This window comes from Lysinibacillus zambalensis (genome assembly GCF_040183165.1).
Taxonomy (GTDB): domain Bacteria; phylum Bacillota; class Bacilli; order Bacillales_A; family Planococcaceae; genus Lysinibacillus; species Lysinibacillus zambalensis.
In genome coordinates this window covers 42,181-65,169 of sequence record NZ_JBEGDG010000016.1, presented here as the reverse complement: position 1 = coordinate 65,169, position 22,989 = coordinate 42,181, and the positions used below count along the sequence as shown (strand labels likewise).

Below are 22,989 nucleotides of genomic sequence, written 5' to 3'. Positions count from 1 at the left end.
TACATAAACCATTTTATAATCTCACCTAACGAATTTTGAGATGGGCGTCTTCTTGCACAATAATGCGAAAAAAATCTGCCCGATTCATGCACGGGAATTGTAAGCCTTCAAGCCCTCATAGACACCGGAGCTTCTTTGAAGGTTTACAGCTTACCCGCGAAGAGTGAGCAGATTTTTATTTGTTTTATTTAATTGTTAATCTACTATTTCATAGCCACATGCTTCTATAGCACGCTCTGCTAAAACAATTAATGAGTCGATATAGGTATCACTTAATTTTAAATCTCGATTGACGATAGATAATTCTGTACATCCTAATACGATACGATCACAATTAAGCGCAAGCATTGCCTCTTCTATCGGTTGCCAATCCTCTTGAGTGACATCTTTCCCAGCCTTTACATAATCATAAATAATAGACATGACTTTTTCTTTCATCCCATCGTCTGGGACAACTGGTGTTATACCAAATTCCTCTAACGCATCCTGATACATACGTGAAGTCAATGTACCTGTTGTCGCTAAAATACCTACTCGCTCAGCCCCTAAATCAGAGGCACGCTTTGCTGTTTCCCTTATCATATGTAAAACAGGGACTGGAGAACCTTCAACAATCTCATCGTAAAAGGTATGTGCTGTATTACATGGAATAGCAATCATATTTGCCCCAACAGAAGCAAGCTTTTTAGCATCTGCGACTATTACTGGTACAGGATTTTCTTTTGTATTATCTAAAATAAAGGCAGTACGATCAGGGATATTCGTATCATTATCAATGATTGTATGTAAATGCTCCTGATCCTTCGATGCCTTCGTACGTCTTACAATCATTTCACCGATAAACATCGTTGCTAGTGGACCTACGCCACCTATTATACCTAAAGTTTGTTTTTTCATTAGTTTGACAGACCTTTGTTGTTAAAATATTTCTTATATTGGCGATAAAAGCTTAAATTATCTAACGTTATATTCAACCAACGCTTCGCATTCATATCCTTATAATTAAAGATGGAATCCGTAGCCATTCCTTGGCGAATAAGGCTCTTCGCTTCAATTACTAGCTGTTCATTTTGTACATATTTAAAGAGTACACCATTTGGCACAATCGTCCAAAGATGCTTATTCTGAACATAAGTTAGCTGTTGCTTACTTCCTCGAATAAAATCATCCGCAACATATTGCATTAAATTATAGCCACTTGCTGTCACATAATAATTGGAAAGTTCATTATGTAACTCAATACTTAATAACTTATATTGACCGTCGCGTTCATCATACTTCATATCAAACGTGGCAAACCCTTGGAATCGAATCTCCTCTAGAAATAATTTGACACGATCCATTAAGTCTTGATCATATGCTGTCATTATGGCTACATAGCGACCAATCCCCTCTGGAGAATGCTCTTCTAGAATCGGGTTACCTACAGAAAGCAGCTTTACTTTATTATCTTGCCCAACATAAGCATTGACGACGCACATATGAGCATCTTCGCCTGGAATATATTGCTGTACCATTATGTCATCTCGGTATGCAGATTCCTTATAAATGGCGTGGAAAATAGCATCCTTTTCGTCGTTATCTTGTGCAATATATACTTTTTTCTTCCCTGTAAAAATACATGCAGCATACTTTGTCATATTCAGCGGTTTAATGACTACTGGATATTCAAAAGGGATGTCAAGTTCCTCATAGTCATTGACGGTGCAAACATGCATTGCCGGATAGTGAAAGCCGAACTTTGCACAAAGTTCATACATGCTCTCGCGTGTTAATAACTCTTGAGCAAGGTTTGCATCTACATAAGGAACTTCAAAATACTCTGCTAGTTCCTCTTTATGTTGCACAATTTTTTTTACGTAAAATTCATCGCATGCTAATAAAAGTAACTTTTTGCCAGCGAATTCCTCTGCAATTGCCTTTAACGCCACGACAAAACGATCTTCAACATGGAGTCTTGGAACTTCACGAAATGTTAATAAATCACTGTGCTGTATTTTCTCCATATTCGTATGATTTAATGCAAGTGGTTTAACGCCATAGGACTCGTAAAATGCTCTTGCCATGCCATAAGCATTCATTTCATCTCCTAATAAAACCGGTAAAAAAGCGTGCTCAATGACCATTCTGCTCAACTCACTTTAGCTTTTTTTAGGCTTATCACCATAACGTGGGGTTGATTTCCGTTCCGGCTACCAGCCTCCACTCCAATCAACTTATATAAATGGACTTTTTATCGAATGTCATCCTTACTTGGTGATGAGTCTTTTTTATAAGTGTAACATACTTTCCTTGTACTCCTTATACCTCTTCTTTGAATCATTTATGAACGGCTACAGCTTGTTTACCTAACTCTTTATAGCTTTTAAAAAACTGATCCACATTATAAGTGACAAAGCCTTTTAATGGGTCCATGACCACTACTTTATCGCCTAAATGTCCAGTTAAAACAACAGCATGCAAGTTCATATACGCTTTATGCGGCACTGTTTCACCTTCATATACCCAGCCCTTATCTAGATCTCTTTTTGGCTCTGATAAATCCAATGTAACCCATGTCACAACAGGGACTCCCTCTCGAACAAGCTGTAAAATTTCGTCCTGCGTGGAACCACTCTTATTTGACACTCGTAAGTCTGCATGTTTATCTGCTATTACTGCCTCTGCTGCTTTGACAATTGGAGCTGCAAAGACATACATACCGTGTGTTTTATCACGAGGATTACCTGCAAAAGCCTGATTTGGGTTTGGACCAAATCGTTGTCCGTTGACATTGCTTATTGTTTGCTTTGGTAAATAGCGATCAGCCATTTCCAGCTTCGTAACATCCAACCCATAATAATTTAATACAGCTGTTAATGATGTTATTTCACATCCATGTGGTAGTTCCGGATTTTGCATAACAACTGGTACATCCAGCTCCTGCTCGTCTCTTGAAAAATGCGTTTGCAATCGATAATACGGCTTTGTCGCATCATATGTAAAATGTTCGATTGTCGTATAACCATCGTTTTTCGTACTATTTTCAAGTGTAGTTGCAGCGATCGCATATTCCTGTCCCTCTTTAAGTTTCGAAAATTTCGCTTCTCCCTCTTCAGAGCCTATCGCATCCTCTATTACCTCACCTGTCTCTACATCTGTAGCAGTTATATAAAGGTTAGGTATTGGTGCACCACTATTAAATTCTACCGTTAATACAGTTAATCCTTTGTTTTGCGTTTCCTGCTGAGAAAACGAATTGCAACTCGAAAGTAGCATGATGATCATAATACCTATTAGTAAAAGGCGTTTATACCTCGTCCACAAGACAAATTCCGCTCCTATCTTGTTTGAAAACAATAACTTCAACTCTATTATTTCAAATTGTCGTAGACTCTATTATACGCTAATTTCATAGACGTTCCTATTTTAACCTCTTTCAGCAAATGTTTTTGTAGCGAAAGCGAAGCGTCAGCTATAAGTGTTTGTTATAGCGAAAGACTGCCACTGGCCTAAAACCTTTATCGAAAGTTACGGAATTAGGCCGAGGCATCATTGATCTTCATTCACACTTTACCGATGAGGTTATTGCCCAATGAAGGTATTATTGGCTTTGCTACTTTTGAGTTTCACTTTACACGCTTAGTTTATGGTGCTGCTTACGCTTGGTCGTAATGTATGCTTCAAAACCTTACCAGAGGCATTGCGCGGCAGTTCAGTTAAAAATTCAATTTCATGTGGCACTTTATATTTTGCAAGCTGCGTCCGACAATACGTCAATATCGCCTCTTCATCAGAAGGCTCCCCTTCCTTCAATACGACAAACGCTTTCGGAACTTCGCCATATATTTCATGTGGTAAACCTACAACAGCTGCCTCTAAAATTTCCGGCAGTTGATATAACACCTCTTCTATCTCGATAGGATAAATATTTTCGCCACCTCGAATGATCATATCCTTTTTACGATCTACAATATAGAGATAACCTTCCTCATCAAAACGCCCTAAGTCTCCTGAATAGAGCCAGCCATCTTTAATTGTTCTAGCTGTTTCTTCAGGATTACGTAAATAACCTTTCATTACCTGTGGTCCTTTAACACATATTTCTCCTACTTCACCCGTTGGTACAGTTTCACCAAAGCTATCAACAACACGGACGTCTGTTTGTGCTAAAGGTTTTCCTACTGATCCAATTTTCGTCAATGCATCGGCATCTAAAAGGGAAGAGGTCGCAGGCGAATTTTCAGTTTGTCCATACAGGTTTTGTACTTTCACATTAGGGAAAGTCTCTTTCACTTGCTTAACAAGCTCATAAGGCATCGGTGCCGCCCCGTAACATAATAAACGTAAATTTTTAAATGTATGTTCCTTAAAATTAGGTGTGTTTAAAATTATTGTATACATCGATGGAACACCAAAGAAAATTGTCGCAGCTGTAGCGGCAAGCTGTTCTAATGTATTTGACGAAGAAAAAACCTCTTCTATAACAATCGTACCGCCTTTATAAAACATCGGCATCGCAAATACATGAAGACCTGCACAATGAAATAAAGGCGTACAAATAAACATACGATCCTCATTAGTCATGTCCATTGAGGACGACCATATATCCGCAGTTGAAACAATATTTTGATGAGTTAGCATAACGCCTTTTGGTTTTCCCGTCGTGCCAGAAGTATACATAACAACAGCAGTATCATGAGGCTCCAATTTGATAACTTTTCTTTGACCTGGATTGTTTTTAATAATGTCTTTCATTTCATTGAGCCCTACAATATGTTGAAACGGATTTGCAATCGTTTTAAGTACATCCTCTAACCTTTCATCATAAATAAGTCCTTTAGCTTCTGAATGATTAAAAATATATTCGACTTCTGGAGCAGCTAATTTTGTATTAATGGGCATGACAACGTAACCCGCTAACTGAACACCGATATAAGCAATTAAAAATAAATCTGAATTGAGCGTATATAATGCAATTACATCATCTTTTTCAAAGCCTTGCTCTTGTAAGTACGCTGCGAATTTTTCTGCACTTTTATAAAATTCACTATAGGATAGCTCTGTCCCCTCGTATAGCGTTGCAATCCTTTTTGGTTGTTGCATAGCATAGATTTGTAATATGTCTGTCATTAACATCGTCATCATAAGCCCCCCAAATCTTTAATTCATTACCCTCATATCGTACAAAATAGCCATAAACTAAAAAACATCATGAAAATTCAGAAAATTACAATTATATTTTATCAATCTATGAAAAGGTTGGCAATTTTTCTCCCCATAAAAAAGTTGAGATACTGAGCGAAAGCCTTGAAGGCCCCCATTAGGAACTGAATTTAACTCCACGTTTTAGTGATAAACAAAAATATGACATATGTGTAACTAAATATACATAAACATTTTACTTTTCTATCAATTTCTGTTAGGTGTATGATATTTGTATATTGATTAACTTCTTTCAGCAATGGTTTATGTACCGAAAGCGTAGCGACAGGTGCAATGGTTTATGTACCGAAAGCGTCAGCTACAAATGTTTTATGTACCGATAGCAAAGCGACAGGTACAGGTGTTTGAACACCCGCTGAAAAAAGTATTAAGAAAGGCCTGATTAAAATGCTGTACGCACTTTTAGGAGATTTACATTCTAACATAGAAGATACGAAGGCAGTTCTATCCCATATTCAGCACACTGCGAAAGATGCAAAAGTATTGGGATTAGGTGATTTATACGAATGTACTGTAAGTAAGAAAAAAGCACAAACAATGTCGGGTTTACCGCTTCAAAAAGCTGCAATTGTGGAAAATGATTTTGAAAGTTTGCTAACATTCCCCTCAATTCGTGGCAATCAAGAAGAGCGAATTACGCGTGTAACTGGCATCGAACGTTTTAAAGAACTACCTGAAACAATGGAGATTGATGGTGGTACGCTTATGCATGGCCATCAATTTCAATGGAGTGTGACGTGGCAACCAACATTTCCGCCATTCAAAAAATCGCTCCTTTTCTTCGGACATAGTCATGAATCAGGTCTTTATCATCGCAATAAAAAGTTACGTATTCGTATTCGTTTTGGCGAACCCATCTCATTACAAGAAAAGCAGTATGGCATCAATGTTGGATCAGTTGTCGATCACCGTGAATGGTGTCTCTACGATAGTTCTAAACGAACAGTAACATTTATGTGCGCTCCATCTGTTGAGAAGGATTGATTATTTTTATCCAAAGTAAGCCTCACTCTGCAGTTTCGCTAATATACATAGCACTCACAAAAAACGCTAAAGTCGACTTCGACCCTAGCGTTTTTTAGCTCCGTGTTCAAACTAGCAATTTTCGCAATCCTTTAAAGCATCCAGTAATTTTTCCATTTCACAAATACGATCACACATAGTTTTAATCATATTGTGAAGAATCGGTATTAATTCCTGGCAAATACAGAACCTTAAAACATTTTGTGCTAGTCGAACGCCTCCCTGATGATGAACAATCATTTCTCGAAGGAAGTTTATATTAATATTATTAGATACTGGTGGTAAACTCATTGCTTGGAACATAGCCCCGGTAATTTCTTTGTATGCACACATATATTCATACAATTCACATTCCGAATTTTGTACGATACAGCATCTATTTTGTATCGCTTCCAGGCATTCAACAATTTCCGTACTTGTCACTATTATTTCTAATGCGAGATTTTGCACAAATATATTAGTGGTATATCGTAAAACATTTTCCGACATTTTGATAGCAGCTACTTGATGCGGTAATATTTGCTTAATAAAATTTTCTGAAATACTGCAGGTAATTGTCACATAGGTCATGCCCTGCATCATTTTATTGAGGATCCTTTCGTATTCCTCTAAATATGCCTTTGTTACATTACTAAGTACAATTGGTTTAGTCATTAGACACACTCCTTTCAGAGTAATATATGTCCGATAGGTTGTTGTGCGGTAGACAATTGTACCAAATGAGCTTTATTGTTTCGTAACAGCAGTTGAAGTTATTTTTATGTTTTAAATGATTCATCTTTTTTATATGTATCCAAGCATTTTTGACAAATACATTGCTCTTTAGGTACCGCTTCAAAAATTTCTTTAGGAAAACTTTCTGTCATACACCAGCAATCCTTTTGTCCCTTTACTATTCCACAATGATTTTCTTGCGCACATAACGGACAACGGTTTTCATTCATTCGTCCACCTCCTTACATGTGCTTATATTTTATAATAAAGTGAGACGTTAATCAGGGATTTTCTTCATATCAATCGAGAGCTTTACGGCACAAAAAAGAGAGGAGTACTTCATTTCATACTCCCCCCACAATATTTTATTGGTTTTTCCCATGAATCTCTCGCTTTACTTCTTCAACATCTGTATCACTATAATTTCCCGTACCAACCCCACCGCTTTGGGCTAGCAGTTTTTTCACTTCATTGTAAGATAAACCACTTTCCGCATTTTGTCTTTTTACTTCATTAATATCCGTTCCAGCAGAAGTAAACTGAGCTTCGTTATGATCAGTCAAGAAAATCCCTACCTTCTATAATTCATCTGGCTGCAATTCAATCAATTCATCGCCTTCTCGTTCTACTCTTTTATTGAGCTCTCTAACCGGTATAGCATCAACCGTTTGCATATCTTCGTGTAAATCAAAAATACTTATATTATCAGATTCCACCATGTCTGGTTTATCCTTACTTGCTAAGTTCATAAACATCTTTTTTTCATGTGGTATGTTTTTTTCTATGTCCATCATTGCTCACTCCTTTACTTATAGAATGTGCAGTGTTGAACAAATCATGTACCTTTCGTTTTCGAGCTTTTATCGATGCGATGATATTCTGATATTTGAATGACCCGAACATGTCTTGCATGCAGCTCATGATACATCCCTCTACTATCGGTAAAAGATATATATTGATCTCGTTCACTTCGAACTAATGCCTCTGCTTTTTCTTGTGATTCTATATGGATAAATCTCCGTACATAATGCATTTCATCAAAAAAATAAGTAATTTTAAATTCTTTCATAATAACTCCTCGATTACTGGATATGGTTGTTTACTGCTTATCCTATCCAACTAACTACAATTGCTATTCTCATGAAAAAATATAAAGGTATTTTCTATATCTACGGCATAACCTGTAGTAAAGCAACCACTTTATAGGAGGTGATGATTTTGATCCATACAGTTAAAGTAGGAGAAACTTTGTCCCAAATAGCTAGAAATTATCGTACACCGTTATCGTCCATAATTGCTGCTAATCCAGGGATAGATCCGAATGTACTTTATATAGGACAACAAATTGTTATTCCTGGATTTCCTAACCCTAATACGATCCCTTATAGAATAGATATTTCTACTAAAAATCGATGGCTACGGTTATATAAGGATAATGTTCTTCAAAAGCAATACCCAATTGCGGTTGGAAGGATGTTACATGATACACCTACTGGCGATTTTATAATCATTAATAAGGCTCCGAATCCCGGTGGACCTTTTGGAACAATGTGGATGAGTTTATCTAAAGAGCACTACGGTATTCATGGAACTAATGATCCTAGCTCTATTGGTCATGCTGTTTCACGTGGCTGTATTCGTATGCATAATAAGGATGTCGAAGAGCTTGCAAGTATTGTCCCAATTGGCACTGGCGTTTTTATTCATCCATAAAAAGCCTCCAGACTAAAAACATTCCTAAAATTTTTTCGGAATGTTTTTTAGTTTTATCGGAACATTATGTAGATTTATCGGAATGTTTTCCAAGTTTATCGGTACAATATGCTGATTTATCGGAATTCGGAATAAAAAAGCAACCTGAAATCAAACCTAACCTCAGATTGCCATCACTTTTTTTAGTGCAAATTAACCTTCACCTCTAGATTGCGCAAGCTTCGATAAATAGTATTGCTCCTCTCTTAGCATATGATCCGCCATTAGAGCTGTAAACGTTCCTAATACTTCTGCACTTAACTCCATTTCCTCTAACTCGCGTAAAAACGTTTTGAATAATTTCATTTCGAGATCTACATCCTGATTAAAGCGACTTAATGCAGGGAAAGAGTCTATATTTGAACGTAAATATCCTGTAAGCTCAACTGCTTTTAAATAAAACTGTTCAAAATGTTGGGCAAAGGTAGTACTTTTTTGTCTCAATCTTCTTTCTATGCTATCCAAATCGTCATGAATAATACCTGCATGCCCTGAAGCATCTAAAAGCCAGAGTAAGTGATGATGTAGCTCATGAAATATTGGTGGGACTTCTCCCTTCTTCAGATAGCTAAGTACATTTTGATATTCCTCTAGTTCATTCACCATGTGATTAATAAAGGTAGGTGATAAATGGATATTAATATTTCCCGATAATTGCTTTCGAAGGATATAAAATTTAAATTGCTTTAATTGCGTTACAGCTTCATCAACAGTAAGAGAAAATGAAACCGCATTATTGGCATCGATTGAATTTACATAGGCAAGAAGCTGAGAAAATTTTTGAATAAATGAATTTGCTCTTTTTATATCCTCTGTTTCCGATGGATACAATGAATCATGAATAAATTGAGAATGGTCTTTTAATATCCTTAGCCAAAACCTATGTTCAAACATCGAATGCTGTAAGTAATTCGACAACCTGCCACATCCCCTTTATTCTCTGCGTTGCTCTATTCTATTCTTCTTGAAAAGCTAATATTATTGCCAAATGTTCTTTTCGTATAGGATGAAACACTTAAAGCTATACTACATAATGCGAAAAAAAATTCATTGACATCCAAGACACTTGAAAATTAGGAGGGGATATACTTGTCCACAAAAGACAATACACTATCGATTTTCGCCTTAGGTGGCATTAATGAAATTGGTAAAAATATGTATGTAGTACAGTATGGGAATGATATTTTAATTATCGACTGTGGTGCTAAATTTCCAGACGAAAGCTTATTAGGCATTGATTTAATCATTCCTGATATTACGTACTTACAGGAAAATAAAGAGAAAATAAAAGCGTTAATTGTGACACATGGTCACGAAGATCATATTGGCGGTATCCCTTATCTGCTAAAAAAAATAAATGTCCCTATTTATGCAACACGCTTTACGCTTGGATTAATCCAGCTAAAGTTGAAAGAGCATAAGCTTTTAAGGGAGACAGAATTAATTGAAATTAATTCCGATTCATCTTTAAATTTTGGACAGGTTGATGTTAGTTTCTTTAGAACAAACCATAGTATACCTGATTGCTTAGGAATCGTTATGAATACACCTGAAGGAAATGTTGTACACACTGGCGATTTTAAATTTGATTTAACGCCTGTCAATGATCAGTTTGCAGATATTCATAAGATGTCCGAGATTGGATCAGAAGGTGTACTATTACTTATTTCTGAAAGTACAAATGCAGAACGACCTGGTCTAACGCCTTCCGAGAAGCTTGTCGGTAATCATATTGAAGATGCTTTTTTACATGCCGACCGTAAAATCGTTATTTCTACTTTCGCTTCTAATGTTAATCGCATACAGCAAATTGTAAATGCAACGATTGCTACAAATAGAAAACTTGCATTGCTCGGCCGTAGTATGGTGAATGTTGTAGATGTCGCACTTGAACGAGGCTATTTAGACGTTCCAGAGGATTTGTTACTTGATGCACGCGAGGTGAAATATCTGCCCCCTGAAGAAGTTGTTGTGCTATGTACGGGAAGTCAGGGAGAGCCATTAGCTGCACTCTCTCGCTTAGCAAGTGGCAATCATCGCGAAGTGAAAATTTTACCTGATGACACAGTTATTTTAGCTTCATCCCCTATTCCAGGGAATGAGAAAGGTGTTTCACGGATCGTTGATAATTTATTCCAGCTAGGTGCGAAAGTTATTTATGGTTCTTCTAGTCATACAGGTATGCACGTTTCAGGTCATGGTCATCAGGAAGATTTAAAACTAATGCTGACATTAATGAAACCTAAATTTTTCATACCAATTCATGGTGAATTCCGTATGTTACATCAGCATCGTTTACTAGCTGAATCCGTCGGTGTCAAAAGAGGGCATACGTTTATTATGAAAAACGGGGATGTTGTTGATATTGAAAACTCCACGGCTAGACAAACACGTAAAATCCCTTCAGGGGATACGTATGTCGACGGTATCGGTATCGGTGAAGTCGAAGGTATAGTTTTACGCGATCGTAAACAGCTTTCTGAAGACGGCATGCTTGTTATCGTAATCACACTTAATAAAATAGATGGAGCCTTTATTTCAGAACCAGATACAATTTCACGAGGCTTTGTTTATGCCAAAGACTTTGAGGAGCTTTTAACGAAAGTAAATATTCTCGTTGAAGAAACGGTAAATGAGCTTCAAGAAGAAAATAAGCAGCAAATACATGTTTTAAAAAGAGAAATCAAAAGAGCTGTCGGCCAGTATCTATTTTCACAAACAAAAAGGAAACCAATGATTTTACCTATAATCATTGAAATTTAAAAAAGTCGGTGTAAAGGCACAAGCCCAAACACCGACTTTTCTTATCCCGTAAATTAAGGCTGTAATGGATTTATTTATGCTCACTATTAAAAATTTTATATAACATATGATTGTAAAGATACTGAGCCTGTTGAAACCCATGATGTAAACTTTTTGAGTGATGTTCAATTTGCACAGAAACATTGTCAAAATGCCGCGGTAGCCCCTCTACTACTGTCAGCAATGGCTCTTTACTTTTTAATAAAAGCTGAATCGTTTTTAAAGTTTGCACCATTTTATGTTGAATATCTATCATCGGAATATCTATCGGTATATGGTACAAATGCTGCCATTCTCTATTCATTTTATACACTCTAAGAAAATGTAATAAATAATCACTTAAAATAATTGTTTCATTTGGAATAATTGCAACGACATCGCTTGCAATATATAGTTCAGTTTCACTCTGATATATATATTTATTAGAGTCCTTCAAATTAGCCTTAGTAAGAATGATGGTTTTAGCTGGTACTGGTGCACATTTACAATGTTTTTCAAAGGTAATATTAACTTTTGGTAATTGCTCAATATCACCGTCGAGCATTAACTTTTTTAAATTATCTGCTGTAATGAGAGGGACACCGATGTTTGTAAAATACTTTTTGCTCGGAATTATTTTTCCCTCTTCTATTTTAGCAACCTCATCTAATCGATAACGCTTTACCATGCCTGAATCCTCCAATCCTTCACTTAATTAGGTATACTCTAAAACAAGCTACTGAAGAATCATCCACACTGTTTTACACAAGTCTTTTCTCATAATAAAAATCCCTACTAACCATTGTACCATTTTACTATAACATTTTGTCTATTATACCACTATAATGGTATAGGCATTTTTAATGTTTTTCACTAGCTTTTTACATAGAGGTGAATCATATGTCAGACTTTTTAAAGCTAGTAGGTGAACAACTCCGTATTATTAGAGTTTCCAAGGGGCTTAGTCAGGAAGAAGTAGCAGAAAAAACGGGGAAACTAGGTTTTAGTAAAGGACGAATCTCAAACATTGAACACGGACAATCTAATATCACATTAAGCACTTTAGAAACGCTAATGAAAGCATTAGATATTGCACCTGAGGAGCTTTTTAATTTTCAAAAATTATCTGGTGTCACTGATATTGAAGAAAAGAACATTGTGCTTGACATACATCGATCAGTTTTAAGGGAGCGCAATTTAGACGAAGTGAAATATGTAGTACGTATTACGAATGATTTTTTAAATACTATTGATTCACAATCAAAGAAAAATAGCTCCAATAATCAATAACGTTGGAGCTATTTTAGCGAACTATAATTTAATTGCTGTGGAATCACTCGTTTTCTATTTGCTTGAATAGAGTAAAATCCACTATACAAAAAAATCCATTTAGTCTGAAACCAAATGGATCTATTTATTACATTCCAAATTTTTGGCGATAGCCGCATTTTCTACATAGCTCTTCAACTGCTTCTCTACGTGAAAATCCTTCGACAATATTATTTGCACGTTCTCCTTGAACAATGTCTGTGAAGGATTTCTCGTTCACATTCCCCAAATTAATGACACCCTCACCGTCAAGACAGCAAGGCACTACTGTACCATCCACTAAAATAGCAGCTTGACTTCTAAGCGCATGGCAAAAGCCTTTTCCTTCATCCTCAGACTCCAATAAGCTTGGCCACTTAAATTCATGATCCTGATTTAAATAAATATTATTAGCAATCTTTACACCTTTACCAGGCTGTACTTTTTCTTCGATGCGATAATCCAGATTATATTCATTTTCTAGAATTTCGAGTGTTTCTCGATTTCTTCGTGCCGCAATATCTGTCACATTATCCTTTTGTAAATTCCATAAACGATATGAAATAATCGTATTATAGTCTTTTGAATCACGCACAAAGTCTAATATATCCCCTAAGTATTTCTCACGATTTTCCGATCCCTCATGACCGTCGAAACTATGCAATGAAAAATTGATTTGGCGTAATGCTGGTTTCCCCAATATCTTTTCACGATTCTTTTTAATCAGTGTACCGTTCGTTGTAATATTAACTTTAAAACCTTTCTCATGCGCTGCGTCAAGCAACTGATCAATACGCGGGTGTAAAAGCGGCTCTCCTTTTACGTGCAAATAAATATATTTCGTATGAGGTCGTATTTCATCTAATATTTTATTAAATTGTTCTACTTTAATAAGTCCCTTTGCACGAGCAGTTGGAGGACAAAAGCTACATGCTAAATTACAGACACTCGTTATTTCTATATAAACCTTTTTAAATGTTCTCAACGTTGATTCACCGTTCCAGTTCTTCATATATTCAAATCCTATTCATTTTAACAAATTTTACGATAAGGAACAGTTTTTCAGTCTCCATCCCCTCACATTAAGTAAACTTGAGAAAAATTAATAACTAATAGTAATGATGAAATAATGGAGATGAAGGCTATGTCTAACTATAAAGGTGATAATAAACGTTTAAAAGATCCTTCAAAAAATCAAATTACTATTAACATTGGCAATACAGATATCCATGTTGAGCAAAGGGCTGAAGAATCATAGTGAAAGTGGTGAAGATGAAAATGAATCCCCTCCATTGTTAGATGAAGATAAAAACGAATAAAGTTTATTAGGGCAAAGCACCATAATTGTTATAAGTTGATCTTCGTTACGGCTGGGCGACTCCTTGGGGATCAGCGCCAAAACTTCTGTCGCCCCCTGGGAAGCGCTCTGTCAAAAATTAAAACTTCTATCTGCTGGAATATTTTATACCAACAGATAGAAGTTTTTTGTTACACATTACGCTTATAATTTTTTGTTCCATCATATGAGTAAAGCATTGGCTTTCCATCCACATATGTTTCTAAATGAACAGGACGACCCCATAGCTGATAAATATATGGCAAAACGTTCTCTAAATAGTGCGGATCAAGCTCTATTCCCTCAAAACCATGCGATAAATAGAGTTCTCCATTGCGAAGGTAATCGCCATTTTTAACGACGATATACGGGAATCCCCCGTTTACACGCATCGATACGAGCTGATCACGTACCATTTCATGATCCTTATCAGTAATACGGTATTCATTCCCCTTTTTCTGGAACAAATAAAGATCCTCTCGTTTTGCTAAATCCTTCGTTAAATAGTTGCGTATAAAGGATATGTCCGACTCTATCTCTCTTACCTCAAACATTTTCTCTCGACCTGAGTTAGGTTGAACGCCTAGTTTTCTCATCTCTTCTGTTGGATTATTATAGCGGTTTTCAATATCCTCGAAAATTTTCACACCAAGGTAATAAGGATTAATCGTTGTTTTTGAAGGCTGTACAACACCTGCATTTAATTTCGCATACTCAATTGTTTCAGCTGTTGTTAGCTTGAGCTCACGCATTATACGTTGATGCCAAAAGGAAGCCCAACCCTCATTCATAATTTTTGTCTCTAATTGTGGCCAAAAATAAAGCATTTCCTCACGCATCATCGTTAATATATCTCGCTGCCAGTCCTCGAGCTCTCGACTATGCTCCTCTAAAAATAGCAATAAATCTTTTTCTGGTTTTGGGGGGAAGTGCTTTATTTTTCGCCTGATTGATTTATACTCTTTTTCCTTGTCATCTAAATTCCATAAATCATCATACGGCGATTTTGATTGAGAAATCTCCTCTTCAAATTCATCATCCGTATTCCAAGCCAATTTTGGTCGTAAAAGGGATGGGTCGATATGCTCCTGAATCGCTAAAATCGCATCTAAAAACTGCTCGACTTCCTCCTTTCCATATTCTCTTTCATAACCAGCTATCCTTTCAGCTGTTGCCGTCATGCTCTCCACCATATCTCTTCTAGTATTGGAGAAGCGTACATTATTTTTAAAGAAATCGCAGTGCGCCAATACATGCGCAATAATTAATTTATTTTGTGTTAACGTATTTGTATCAAGTAAAAATGCATAACATGGGTTTGAGTTAATCACTAGCTCATAAATTTGACTTAGCCCTAAATCATATTGAAGCTTCATTTTATGGAATTGTTTACCGAAGCTCCAATGTGAAAATCGAGTAGGCATACCATATGCGCCAAACGTATAAATAATATCTGCCGGACAAATTTCATAACGCATCGGAAAGAAATCTAAGCCAAAGCTTGAGGCAATTTCTGTAATTTCATCAATCGCTCGTTCAAGCTCTTTCATCTCCACTTTTTAGTCCCCTCCTTTGAACATGGTTTATGATTCACTTTTTTTGAAAAAGCTCTTTAGGGCATCGTATACATCGCCTTTTTTTCTCAAAATATGATACCTAAACTTAGGATCATCTACTTTTTTATAGGTGTACATAAGTGTAGAGAAGCGATTATGCTGATTGACTTCCCCATATCCAAACATGCTCGATACTTCCATCAACTCTCCCACTAGCTTCAAGCACTTTTCATTATCCATTGATATATTTTCACCATCTGAAAAATGTACTGGATAAATATTGTAGCGAGAAGGATTATACTTTTCCCGAATTAACTCCAATGCCTTTATATAAGCAGATGAACAAATCGTTCCTCCACTTTCTCCCTTTGTGAAAAATTCTTCCTCTGTCACAACTTTTGCCTCTGTATGATGTGCAATAAACTCAATTTCCACGGTTTCATACTTGGAGCGCAAAAATTTTGTCATCCAAAAGAAGAAGCTCCTAGCACAATATTTTTCAAAGGAACCCATCGAGCCACTTGTATCCATCATGGCAAGAACTACTGCCTTCGATTCAGGTTTTTCCACTTCATCCCACGTTTTAAAACGCAAATCATCATTATGAATCGGCGTAATTTCTGGTTTTCCTTTCATCGCATTACGCTTTAGCGCATTAAGGATTGTGCGCTTTTTATCGACATTTCCCATTAAACCTTTTTTTCGAATATCGTTAAACTCGATTTTTTCCGTTTTAATATCCGCTTTTTCTTTTTGCTGTAGGTTCGGTAGCTCAAGCTCGTTAAATAACACATTTTGAACCTCTTCAATACTTACTTCAGCTTCATAATAATCATGGCCTGGCTTGTCACCAGCTTCTTTTCCTTTACCATTAGCCTGATTGCCTTTGCTAGCATCACGCGCAACCACATCACCTACATTACTGTCTCCTTGCCCTTGCCCAACATGCTTGGAGTTATCATAGTTATATCGAATTTTATATTCATCAAGTGAGCGTATAGGGATTTTTATAACTTCGCGACCATTGGACATGACAATACTTTCTTCACTAACTAAATCAGGTAAATTATTTTTAATAGCATCTTTTACTTTTTCCATATGCCGTTGCTGGTCCTGGTGCCCTTTACGATGGAGGGACCAATTTTCCTGAGAAATGGCAAAACGTTTATTTTCGTTTTCAGTCATTTTTATCCTCACCCATCTATCAAATTCGGTTTTTCTATACTATGCTAGTGATTCACTTTCTTGAACTTTTTTAGAAAAATCAATTACACTTCGTGGTTACTTCACCTATGGCAAAAACTAAGTGAATGAAGATCAATTTCGCCTTGACGTAATTGTTGTTGTCGCTGTCGCACAGATAAAACCTTGTTGTTGCTGTCGCTTCGCTTTCGCACAGATAAACTCGTTGTTGCTGTCGCTTCGCTTTCGCACAGATAAACTCGTTGCCGTCGCACAGAAATTTGCCACAGGACATGGCGAGTTCCTCTATTTCAGTAGTGTTTGGACACCCACTGAATGAAGATAAAAGGAGTGCCCTTAAATGGACACTCCTATTCACTCCTATCAATAGTCTTATAATTTCCTCTGAATAGGTCAAAATTATTAACGATTTAACAGACTTCCTACATACTGCAATAATTCATTAGCAGATGTTGGATTATAGCCATGTTCATCAACAAGTCTCGCTACAACTTCATTAATCTTCTTCAGCTGTGATTCATCTGGCATTTTTGAAGATGTTGTAATTTTCACGACATCCTTGAGATCCGCAAATAGTTTCTTCTGTATTGCCTCTCGTAATCTTTCATGAGAATTATAGTCAAAACGCTTACCTTTTCGAGCATAAGCAGAAATACGAATGAGTATCTCCTCACGGAATGCTTTTTTCGCATTTTCCGAAATGCCAATTTGCTCCTCGATAGAGCGCATTAATTTTTCATCTGGATTCATTTCCTCACCAGTCAATGGATCTAAAATTTTATTTTTATTACAAAACGCTTCTACATTATCAAGATAATTATTCATTAATGTTTTTGCAGACTCTTCATATGAATAAACGAAAGCTTTTTGCACTTCGTTCTTCGCAATTTCATCATACTCTCTTCGAGCAACGGCAATATAGTTCATATATTTTTCTCGATCTTCCTGAGAAATCGAAGCATGCTGGTCAAGCCCATCTTTTAGTGCACGCAGAACATCTAACGCATTAATGGATGGTACCTCTTTTCGGATAATAGCAGAAGAAATACGATTAATAATATACCGTGGATCAATACCGTTCATGCCTTCGTTAGGAAACTCTTTTTTAAGTTCCTCTAAGTCAACGGAATTAAATCCCTCCACATTTTCTCCGTCGTACAGTCGCATTTTTTTAATAAGATCCACACCTTGTTTTTTCGGTACTTCCAGTCTTGTTAGAACCGAAAAGATTGCTGCGGCCTTTAATGCATGTGGTGCAATATGAACATGGGACATATCGCTTTCTTTAATCATTTTTTCGTAAATCAATTCTTCCTGACTAACTTTTAAGTTATACGGAATCGGCATCACAATAATACGTGAATGTAATGCTTCATTCTTTTTATTTGAAATAAATGAGCGATACTCCGTTTCGTTTGTATGCGCAACAATTAACTCATCTGCACTAATTAACGCAAATCGACCTGCTTTAAAATTACCCTCCTGCGTTAAAGATAATAAATTCCACAAGAATTTTTCATCAAGCTTTAACATTTCTTGGAATTCCATCATACCTCTATTTGCCTTATTCAGCTCACCATCAAAACGATAAGCACGAGGGTCAGATTCTGAACCAAATTCGCCAATTGTTGAAAAATCGATACTACCTGTTAAATCAGCAATATCTTGCGATTTAGGATCTGATGGTGTAAATGTCCCTATGCCTACACGTTTGTCTTCTGAAAAAGTAATACGTTCAATCATCACATTTTCAATCCGTCCATCATATTCCTTTTCAAGACGCATCGTATTTAAAGGCGATAAACTTCCTTCAATTCGTATACCATACTCCTCGTAAAATTCATTACGTAAATGATGTGGAATTAAATGTAGAGGATCTTCATGCATTGGACATCCTTTAATTGCGAAAACCGCGCCTTCATCTGTTCGCGAAAATTGCTCAAGTCCGCGTTTCAACAAGGTCACTATTGTTGATTTACCACCACTTACTGGTCCCATTAATAACAAAATACGTTTTCTAACATCCAATCTTCGTGCTGCTGGATGGAAATATTCCTCCACCAGTCTTTCAATTGCTGTTTCAAGCCCAAAAATTTCTTGCCCAAAAAATTCGTACATTTTTTGCCCATCGCGTTCCTCTACACCACTATTCTTTATCATATTGTAGACGCGTGAATGGGCTGTTTGAGCGACTTCAGGTCTTTCCTTGATGATGTTTAAGTAATCTGCAAATGTACCTTCCCACTTTAGCCGATTTTCTTCTTCGCGATAGCTTTTCACTTTATCTAAAATGTTAATAGCCTTCCCTCCATTCAGGGCTTGATTTATAACATAGTATGAAGGAAATGACATTATGATACCCAATACTTTTTTGCATTCTTTAAAGATTTCTATGTAAAATGCCTAATTACACCATTTACTAAGGGGTTTTAAAAGGGCTTTACTTTGAAAAATCAACTTATTGCCCAGAATGAAGATAAAAAAATCCACCTACATTATATCCAGTAGATGGATTAAAATTATTTAGTTTTAACGCTTTCTCCTAATTCGTTCTAATAATAATCCATCCGACTGATTATTTTCGCCTATGACAAAATCCTTCATATAATAAGTTAAATAATTACCAAACTGATTTGTTGTGTTTTTCAATAGTTCATCAACATAATAAGCACCTTTTTCAATTTCATCCATTAGTACGACAGCTAAAGATGCATAGACACCACATGCAACTTGAAAATACGTAGCATTCGTTTGATACTGAGAAAAGATCTCTTCGTTTTTCATAACATTGTACATAAATTTCTCACGATCTTTATAGACAAGCAGAACACCGCATAAATCCTCTCCTTCTAATGGAGCATTATGTGGATCAAGCACCTCCATTTTAAAATCCCATAAATTATCTAAATCATCGATATTAGATACTATTAACTCTGTCGTATGGTCATTGACTTTATATAGGAACCCACTTTCCACATTCAACATTTTCCCTAAGCTATACACCTCTTCATGAGGCATTAAACAGCCAAAAAATTGTTTATCCCCTAGATTCACCTTAAATTCTAAATCATATACTTTTTCATAAAGAAAAAGTGGAGTTCTTTGACTCATGAACATAGGATAGCTCATTATGGCTTCATCTAAGAAACATTCTGGTGACCAAGTTGTATAAATAACATTTTTCTTGGCTTTGCTTTTATCCTTAAAGAAAGAAGTATCATGCTCAACAATATAGCAGGCCAATAATGAATCATCGTTTACTTCCTTTTGTAATTCAAATGTCATCCATTGTACAACACCAGGATTCATGCCAGAGCAAACTATTGCAACAGCATTTGAAATTTCATCTTTGTATTTTTCTAAATGCCTAATCCTTTCAATTAAACCAAAGCCCTCATACAATTCCTCATTTTCATCTATAAATGGATTTTCTAAAGCTGTATTTATATAATTAATACCCAAATTATCACAACATTGCATCATTTCCACTGTATCCGCCCAAGAAACGTCAATGACAACAGTAGTATTTGTTTTTTTCAGATGTTCCATTAATATCGGTTGATCAATTAAATCAAATTGATGAACGACAAGCTGATTTCTTAAATTTGGATATAGATGCGCAAGAGACTTCTGATCAATTTCCCTCTTGTCTACTAAATGAATTAAGCTTTTTTCGATGATTGGATTAATAGAATCAGACTTGTCTTGAACTGTTTTATTTAATATCGCAAGTACTGCTTTTGCAACACCTCCACAACTACCTAGAATCGTAATAGAGTTGTTATATACTACCATTCTATAACCTCGCTTTCGTATAAATAGCATATGTATTAGAAAGCATTTGCCTTAGGTAGTAATCTATTAAATAAGCATTAATAGATTGACATTTTATGATTATTTACAGTGTATAAACTGACTTATGAAAAAATTTTTTTCGGTTATTCTAACTGTAGAAAGGAGGTCCACTATTGAATCGCCATTTTATATTCCTTTTATCATGGATGTTATTATGGAGTTTTACTCTCCCCACTGTTGCGTTCGCAAAAGAAGAGCCCACACAAGAAGAAATTGTGCAGCAACGTATGGCCCATTACGTACAATTTGACGAATTACTTATCCCGTGGCATTTCTTAGCAGCAATTGACCAATATGAACGCAATTTGCAATCAGTTCGTAAAGATATTCCGAAACGGGATGGTATTATTTCCATTCAATTTTCTGATGAATATTGGTCAGGTGCTTTAAATCCCGTCAGAGATGATACTCGTCCAGAAACCATTAGTTACTTTGGTGGGATGGGGCTAGATGGCAACGGTGATGGAGTTGCCAGTCCAAAGGATGATATCGATACAATATTCTCCATGGCTACTTTTTTAAGCAAATTTGGATCAACTGATGAAGACTTTAAATTAGCTTTATGGGAGTATTACGGAAGCGAACAGGCCGTAAATCAAATCTTTACCATTTCCAAAATGTATAGTCATTTCAAAACAACAGAGCTTGACGATCACACTTTCCCACTCCCTACTAATTACGATTACAGCTATCGAAGTACATGGGGTGACAATAGGGGCTGGGGTGGACGCCGTATTCATGAAGGCACAGATGTTTTCGCTAGCTATGGTACTCCAGTGCTATCTACCTCTTATGGAGTAGTGGAAATAAAGGGCTGGAACCAATTCGGTGGTTGGCGTATAGGAATTCGAGATAATCATAACTCCTATCATTATTATGCCCATCTCGGTAGTTATAATAAGAAAATTAAAGTAGGAGACCTTGTCGAACCTGGAACTGTTCTCGGTACTGTTGGTAGCTCTGGTTACGGTAAAGAAGGAACGTCTGGAAAATTCCCGCCTCATCTTCACTACGGCATCTATAAATTCAACGGACGTACAGAATGGGCATTTGATCCATATCCATCATTACTACAATGGGAACGACAAGCAAAAAAAGCAAAGCAAAAACAGTAATTAAAAAAAGAAGGATAGATAAAATTGACTTTATCCATCCTTCTTTTAGTTACATATATCCGATAATTTCTAAAGCTTCTGTGAGCTTCAGTCGCTAATTTACCACAATCTTTCTACCTCTGATCCGTTCGTTTCTCCCCTTCAATTTGTAGAACTAGGTTGTTGCTATTATCCGGATGGATTTTTCCCAGCTCCGTATCTTTGCCCTGAGCGTCTACAATTCCATAAGTGAATAAGCCAGCCATATACTCGTTCAAGAAATAAACATAGCTTTTAAAGGTTGGTTTCGCCCCCCACTCTCGTTCAGCCACATCATCCTTCTGCCATTTAATGACTGCCAGACCTTCATTATTCACTTCATAATAAGCATCGCTATAGCCGGCGAGATTCAGCGTGAAACGCAATGCTTCTCCTTCTGGAAACGTGTAATAGGAGTAATTATACCCTTCTCCAGCATGTAAAGGCGGCGCTTCATCTGTTAGTTTTTCTAGTCCGAGCACAATATGACGCGCCTTCGTGAGATCCCCGCGCATCAGTGTCTCGTATTCTTCCTGACCCGCAGGTGTACGGACAATGACCCGTTTATCTTTATTATTGTAATAAACATAACCGCCAAGTGTCTCGCTAATGAAACGAATTGGCACATAAGTGCTACCGTTTTTATTTACTACTGCAGCATCTAATTTTATTGTTTTCCCATTAACTGTAGCTGTCTTTTTTCCTGCCACAAGCTGTACTTTCTTACTCTTATCTTTATTTTGAATCGTGACGACACCGTTCTTAGGATTATAAGCGAGCACAGGACATGATGGGTCGCTCAGAGACCTTAGTTTAACCATTGTTCTTCCTTCAAGCGTAATAAAGTCATACTCAGCTTTACCGTTGACAAAAAGAGAAGTAGAGGAAGTCGCATATGCTGAAGTATTGCCAATACAGCTCACAAATATCACGAAGCCTATTATTTTGAACCATTTGTTCATACCATATCCCTCCTATAATCGCATTGTTTTTCGGAACAATTATACCATTCAAACTAAAATATGGATAATAATAACAGCGATTTAAAAGAAGCTCCTCAGTTAGGTATAAATACATAAAAGCATTAAAAAAACATCAGAATTTCTATTTAGACGTATATATT

The 22,989-nt window shown here is 36.4% G+C and carries 22 protein-coding genes; 5 read left to right on the top strand and 17 right to left on the bottom strand.

The window, feature by feature from the left end; genetic code table 11:
* Positions 1 to 195: 195 nt before the first annotated feature.
* From cuyB to ABNX05_RS18550, 4 genes are all read right to left on the bottom strand, one after another.
* Positions 196 to 897, bottom strand: a complete 702-nt coding sequence (gene cuyB, locus ABNX05_RS18565) for a cysteate racemase (RefSeq protein WP_349661068.1) — start codon at positions 895 to 897, stop codon at positions 196 to 198.
* Entirely contained in the window at positions 897 to 2,126 is a 1,230-nt protein-coding gene (locus ABNX05_RS18560; protein ID WP_349661067.1) for a carboxylate--amine ligase, read from the bottom strand. Before ABNX05_RS18560 ends, cuyB begins: the two co-directional genes overlap by 1 nt.
* Before the next feature lie 193 nt (positions 2,127 to 2,319).
* On the bottom strand, positions 2,320 to 3,258 hold the full coding sequence (locus ABNX05_RS18555; RefSeq protein WP_349661066.1) for a C39 family peptidase: 939 nt from the start codon (positions 3,256 to 3,258) through the stop codon (positions 2,320 to 2,322).
* A 363-nt stretch (positions 3,259 to 3,621) separates the two neighbouring features.
* The gene (locus ABNX05_RS18550; protein WP_349661111.1) at positions 3,622 to 5,124 is read right to left on the bottom strand and encodes a class I adenylate-forming enzyme family protein; all 1,503 of its coding nucleotides are present in this window, start codon (positions 5,122 to 5,124) and stop codon (positions 3,622 to 3,624) included.
* 468 nt (positions 5,125 to 5,592) lie between these two features.
* On the opposite strand from ABNX05_RS18550, the gene ABNX05_RS18545 reads away from it, so the two are divergent.
* Complete coding sequence (locus tag ABNX05_RS18545) at positions 5,593 to 6,189, top strand: metallophosphoesterase family protein (protein ID WP_349661065.1); 597 nt, start codon at positions 5,593 to 5,595, stop codon at positions 6,187 to 6,189.
* Between the two features lie 111 nt (positions 6,190 to 6,300).
* Here ABNX05_RS18545 and ABNX05_RS18540 read toward each other — a convergent pair whose 3' ends face one another.
* From ABNX05_RS18540 to ABNX05_RS18520, 5 genes are all read right to left on the bottom strand, one after another.
* Positions 6,301 to 6,882, bottom strand: coding sequence for a DUF305 domain-containing protein (locus tag ABNX05_RS18540; RefSeq protein ID WP_349661064.1), 582 nt, complete (start codon positions 6,880 to 6,882; stop codon positions 6,301 to 6,303).
* A 104-nt stretch (positions 6,883 to 6,986) separates the two neighbouring features.
* Positions 6,987 to 7,172, bottom strand: a complete 186-nt coding sequence (locus ABNX05_RS18535; protein WP_349661063.1) for a cysteine-rich CWC family protein — start codon at positions 7,170 to 7,172, stop codon at positions 6,987 to 6,989.
* A gap of 135 nt (positions 7,173 to 7,307) precedes the next feature.
* Positions 7,308 to 7,505, bottom strand: a complete 198-nt coding sequence (locus ABNX05_RS18530) for a gamma-type small acid-soluble spore protein (RefSeq protein WP_349661062.1) — start codon at positions 7,503 to 7,505, stop codon at positions 7,308 to 7,310.
* Positions 7,506 to 7,520: 15 nt separating this feature from the next.
* Entirely contained in the window at positions 7,521 to 7,733 is a 213-nt protein-coding gene (locus ABNX05_RS18525; protein ID WP_197143618.1) for a YczO family protein, read from the bottom strand.
* Positions 7,734 to 7,777: 44 nt separating this feature from the next.
* Positions 7,778 to 8,011, bottom strand: a complete 234-nt coding sequence (locus tag ABNX05_RS18520; RefSeq protein WP_349661061.1) for a hypothetical protein — start codon at positions 8,009 to 8,011, stop codon at positions 7,778 to 7,780.
* A gap of 149 nt (positions 8,012 to 8,160) precedes the next feature.
* Between ABNX05_RS18520 and ABNX05_RS18515 the strand changes: the two genes are divergently transcribed.
* Positions 8,161 to 8,655, top strand: a complete 495-nt coding sequence (locus ABNX05_RS18515) for a L,D-transpeptidase family protein (protein ID WP_349661060.1) — start codon at positions 8,161 to 8,163, stop codon at positions 8,653 to 8,655.
* Positions 8,656 to 8,847: 192 nt separating this feature from the next.
* Here ABNX05_RS18515 and ABNX05_RS18510 read toward each other — a convergent pair whose 3' ends face one another.
* Positions 8,848 to 9,612, bottom strand: a complete 765-nt coding sequence (locus ABNX05_RS18510; protein ID WP_349661059.1) for a DUF2935 domain-containing protein — start codon at positions 9,610 to 9,612, stop codon at positions 8,848 to 8,850.
* Positions 9,613 to 9,783: 171 nt separating this feature from the next.
* Between ABNX05_RS18510 and ABNX05_RS18505 the strand changes: the two genes are divergently transcribed.
* Entirely contained in the window at positions 9,784 to 11,457 is a 1,674-nt protein-coding gene (locus ABNX05_RS18505; RefSeq protein WP_349661058.1) for a ribonuclease J, read from the top strand.
* 70 nt (positions 11,458 to 11,527) lie between these two features.
* On the opposite strand, the gene ABNX05_RS18500 is transcribed toward ABNX05_RS18505, so the two are convergent.
* Positions 11,528 to 12,163 carry a restriction endonuclease subunit S gene (locus ABNX05_RS18500; RefSeq protein WP_349661057.1) on the bottom strand — a complete coding sequence of 212 codons (636 nt, stop codon included), beginning with the start codon at positions 12,161 to 12,163 and terminating at the stop codon, positions 11,528 to 11,530.
* A gap of 212 nt (positions 12,164 to 12,375) precedes the next feature.
* Between ABNX05_RS18500 and ABNX05_RS18495 the strand changes: the two genes are divergently transcribed.
* On the top strand, positions 12,376 to 12,765 hold the full coding sequence (locus tag ABNX05_RS18495; RefSeq protein ID WP_349661056.1) for a helix-turn-helix domain-containing protein: 390 nt from the start codon (positions 12,376 to 12,378) through the stop codon (positions 12,763 to 12,765).
* Between the two features lie 127 nt (positions 12,766 to 12,892).
* Here the strand turns inward: ABNX05_RS18495 and ABNX05_RS18490 are convergent, their stop codons facing one another.
* From ABNX05_RS18490 to ABNX05_RS18470, 5 genes are all read right to left on the bottom strand, one after another.
* A complete protein-coding gene (locus ABNX05_RS18490) occupies positions 12,893 to 13,768 on the bottom strand; it encodes a radical SAM/SPASM domain-containing protein (RefSeq protein ID WP_349661110.1) in 876 nt (291 codons plus the stop codon).
* A gap of 503 nt (positions 13,769 to 14,271) precedes the next feature.
* Positions 14,272 to 15,669: a SpoVR family protein gene (locus tag ABNX05_RS18485; RefSeq protein ID WP_349661109.1), complete on the bottom strand. Its 1,398-nt coding sequence runs from the start codon at positions 15,667 to 15,669 to the stop codon at positions 14,272 to 14,274.
* Between the two features lie 33 nt (positions 15,670 to 15,702).
* Positions 15,703 to 16,860, bottom strand: coding sequence for a sporulation protein YhbH (gene yhbH / locus ABNX05_RS18480; protein WP_349661055.1), 1,158 nt, complete (start codon positions 16,858 to 16,860; stop codon positions 15,703 to 15,705).
* A 420-nt stretch (positions 16,861 to 17,280) separates the two neighbouring features.
* On the bottom strand, positions 17,281 to 19,176 hold the full coding sequence (locus ABNX05_RS18475) for a PrkA family serine protein kinase (RefSeq protein ID WP_349661108.1): 1,896 nt from the start codon (positions 19,174 to 19,176) through the stop codon (positions 17,281 to 17,283).
* Positions 19,177 to 19,407: 231 nt separating this feature from the next.
* Complete coding sequence (locus ABNX05_RS18470; protein WP_349661054.1) at positions 19,408 to 20,673, bottom strand: Rossmann-fold NAD(P)-binding domain-containing protein; 1,266 nt, start codon at positions 20,671 to 20,673, stop codon at positions 19,408 to 19,410.
* Positions 20,674 to 20,846: 173 nt separating this feature from the next.
* Here ABNX05_RS18470 and ABNX05_RS18465 point away from each other — a divergent pair, with 173 nt between their 5' ends.
* On the top strand, positions 20,847 to 21,848 hold the full coding sequence (locus tag ABNX05_RS18465) for a M23 family metallopeptidase (protein ID WP_349661053.1): 1,002 nt from the start codon (positions 20,847 to 20,849) through the stop codon (positions 21,846 to 21,848).
* A gap of 113 nt (positions 21,849 to 21,961) precedes the next feature.
* Here the strand turns inward: ABNX05_RS18465 and ABNX05_RS18460 are convergent, their stop codons facing one another.
* Entirely contained in the window at positions 21,962 to 22,828 is an 867-nt protein-coding gene (locus ABNX05_RS18460) for a copper amine oxidase N-terminal domain-containing protein (protein ID WP_349661052.1), read from the bottom strand.
* Positions 22,829 to 22,989 lie beyond the last annotated feature (161 nt).

Coding starts and splice junctions, on each gene's coding strand:
- cuyB (WP_349661068.1), bottom strand. CDS start 897: ATGAAAAAACAAACTTTAGGTATAATAGGTGGCGTAGGTCCACTAGCA.
- ABNX05_RS18560 (WP_349661067.1), bottom strand. CDS start 2,126: ATGGTCATTGAGCACGCTTTTTTACCGGTTTTATTAGGAGATGAAATG.
- ABNX05_RS18555 (WP_349661066.1), bottom strand. CDS start 3,258: ATGCTACTTTCGAGTTGCAATTCGTTTTCTCAGCAGGAAACGCAAAAC.
- ABNX05_RS18550 (WP_349661111.1), bottom strand. CDS start 5,124: ATGACGATGTTAATGACAGACATATTACAAATCTATGCTATGCAACAA.
- ABNX05_RS18545 (WP_349661065.1), top strand. CDS start 5,593: ATGCTGTACGCACTTTTAGGAGATTTACATTCTAACATAGAAGATACG.
- ABNX05_RS18540 (WP_349661064.1), bottom strand. CDS start 6,882: ATGACTAAACCAATTGTACTTAGTAATGTAACAAAGGCATATTTAGAG.
- ABNX05_RS18535 (WP_349661063.1), bottom strand. CDS start 7,172: ATGAATGAAAACCGTTGTCCGTTATGTGCGCAAGAAAATCATTGTGGA.
- ABNX05_RS18525 (WP_197143618.1), bottom strand. CDS start 7,733: ATGGACATAGAAAAAAACATACCACATGAAAAAAAGATGTTTATGAAC.
- ABNX05_RS18520 (WP_349661061.1), bottom strand. CDS start 8,011: ATGAAAGAATTTAAAATTACTTATTTTTTTGATGAAATGCATTATGTA.
- ABNX05_RS18500 (WP_349661057.1), bottom strand. CDS start 12,163: ATGGTAAAGCGTTATCGATTAGATGAGGTTGCTAAAATAGAAGAGGGA.
- ABNX05_RS18495 (WP_349661056.1), top strand. CDS start 12,376: ATGTCAGACTTTTTAAAGCTAGTAGGTGAACAACTCCGTATTATTAGA.
- ABNX05_RS18485 (WP_349661109.1), bottom strand. CDS start 15,669: ATGAAAGAGCTTGAACGAGCGATTGATGAAATTACAGAAATTGCCTCA.
- yhbH (WP_349661055.1), bottom strand. CDS start 16,860: ATGACTGAAAACGAAAATAAACGTTTTGCCATTTCTCAGGAAAATTGG.
- ABNX05_RS18470 (WP_349661054.1), bottom strand. CDS start 20,673: ATGGTAGTATATAACAACTCTATTACGATTCTAGGTAGTTGTGGAGGT.
- ABNX05_RS18460 (WP_349661052.1), bottom strand. CDS start 22,828: ATGAACAAATGGTTCAAAATAATAGGCTTCGTGATATTTGTGAGCTGT.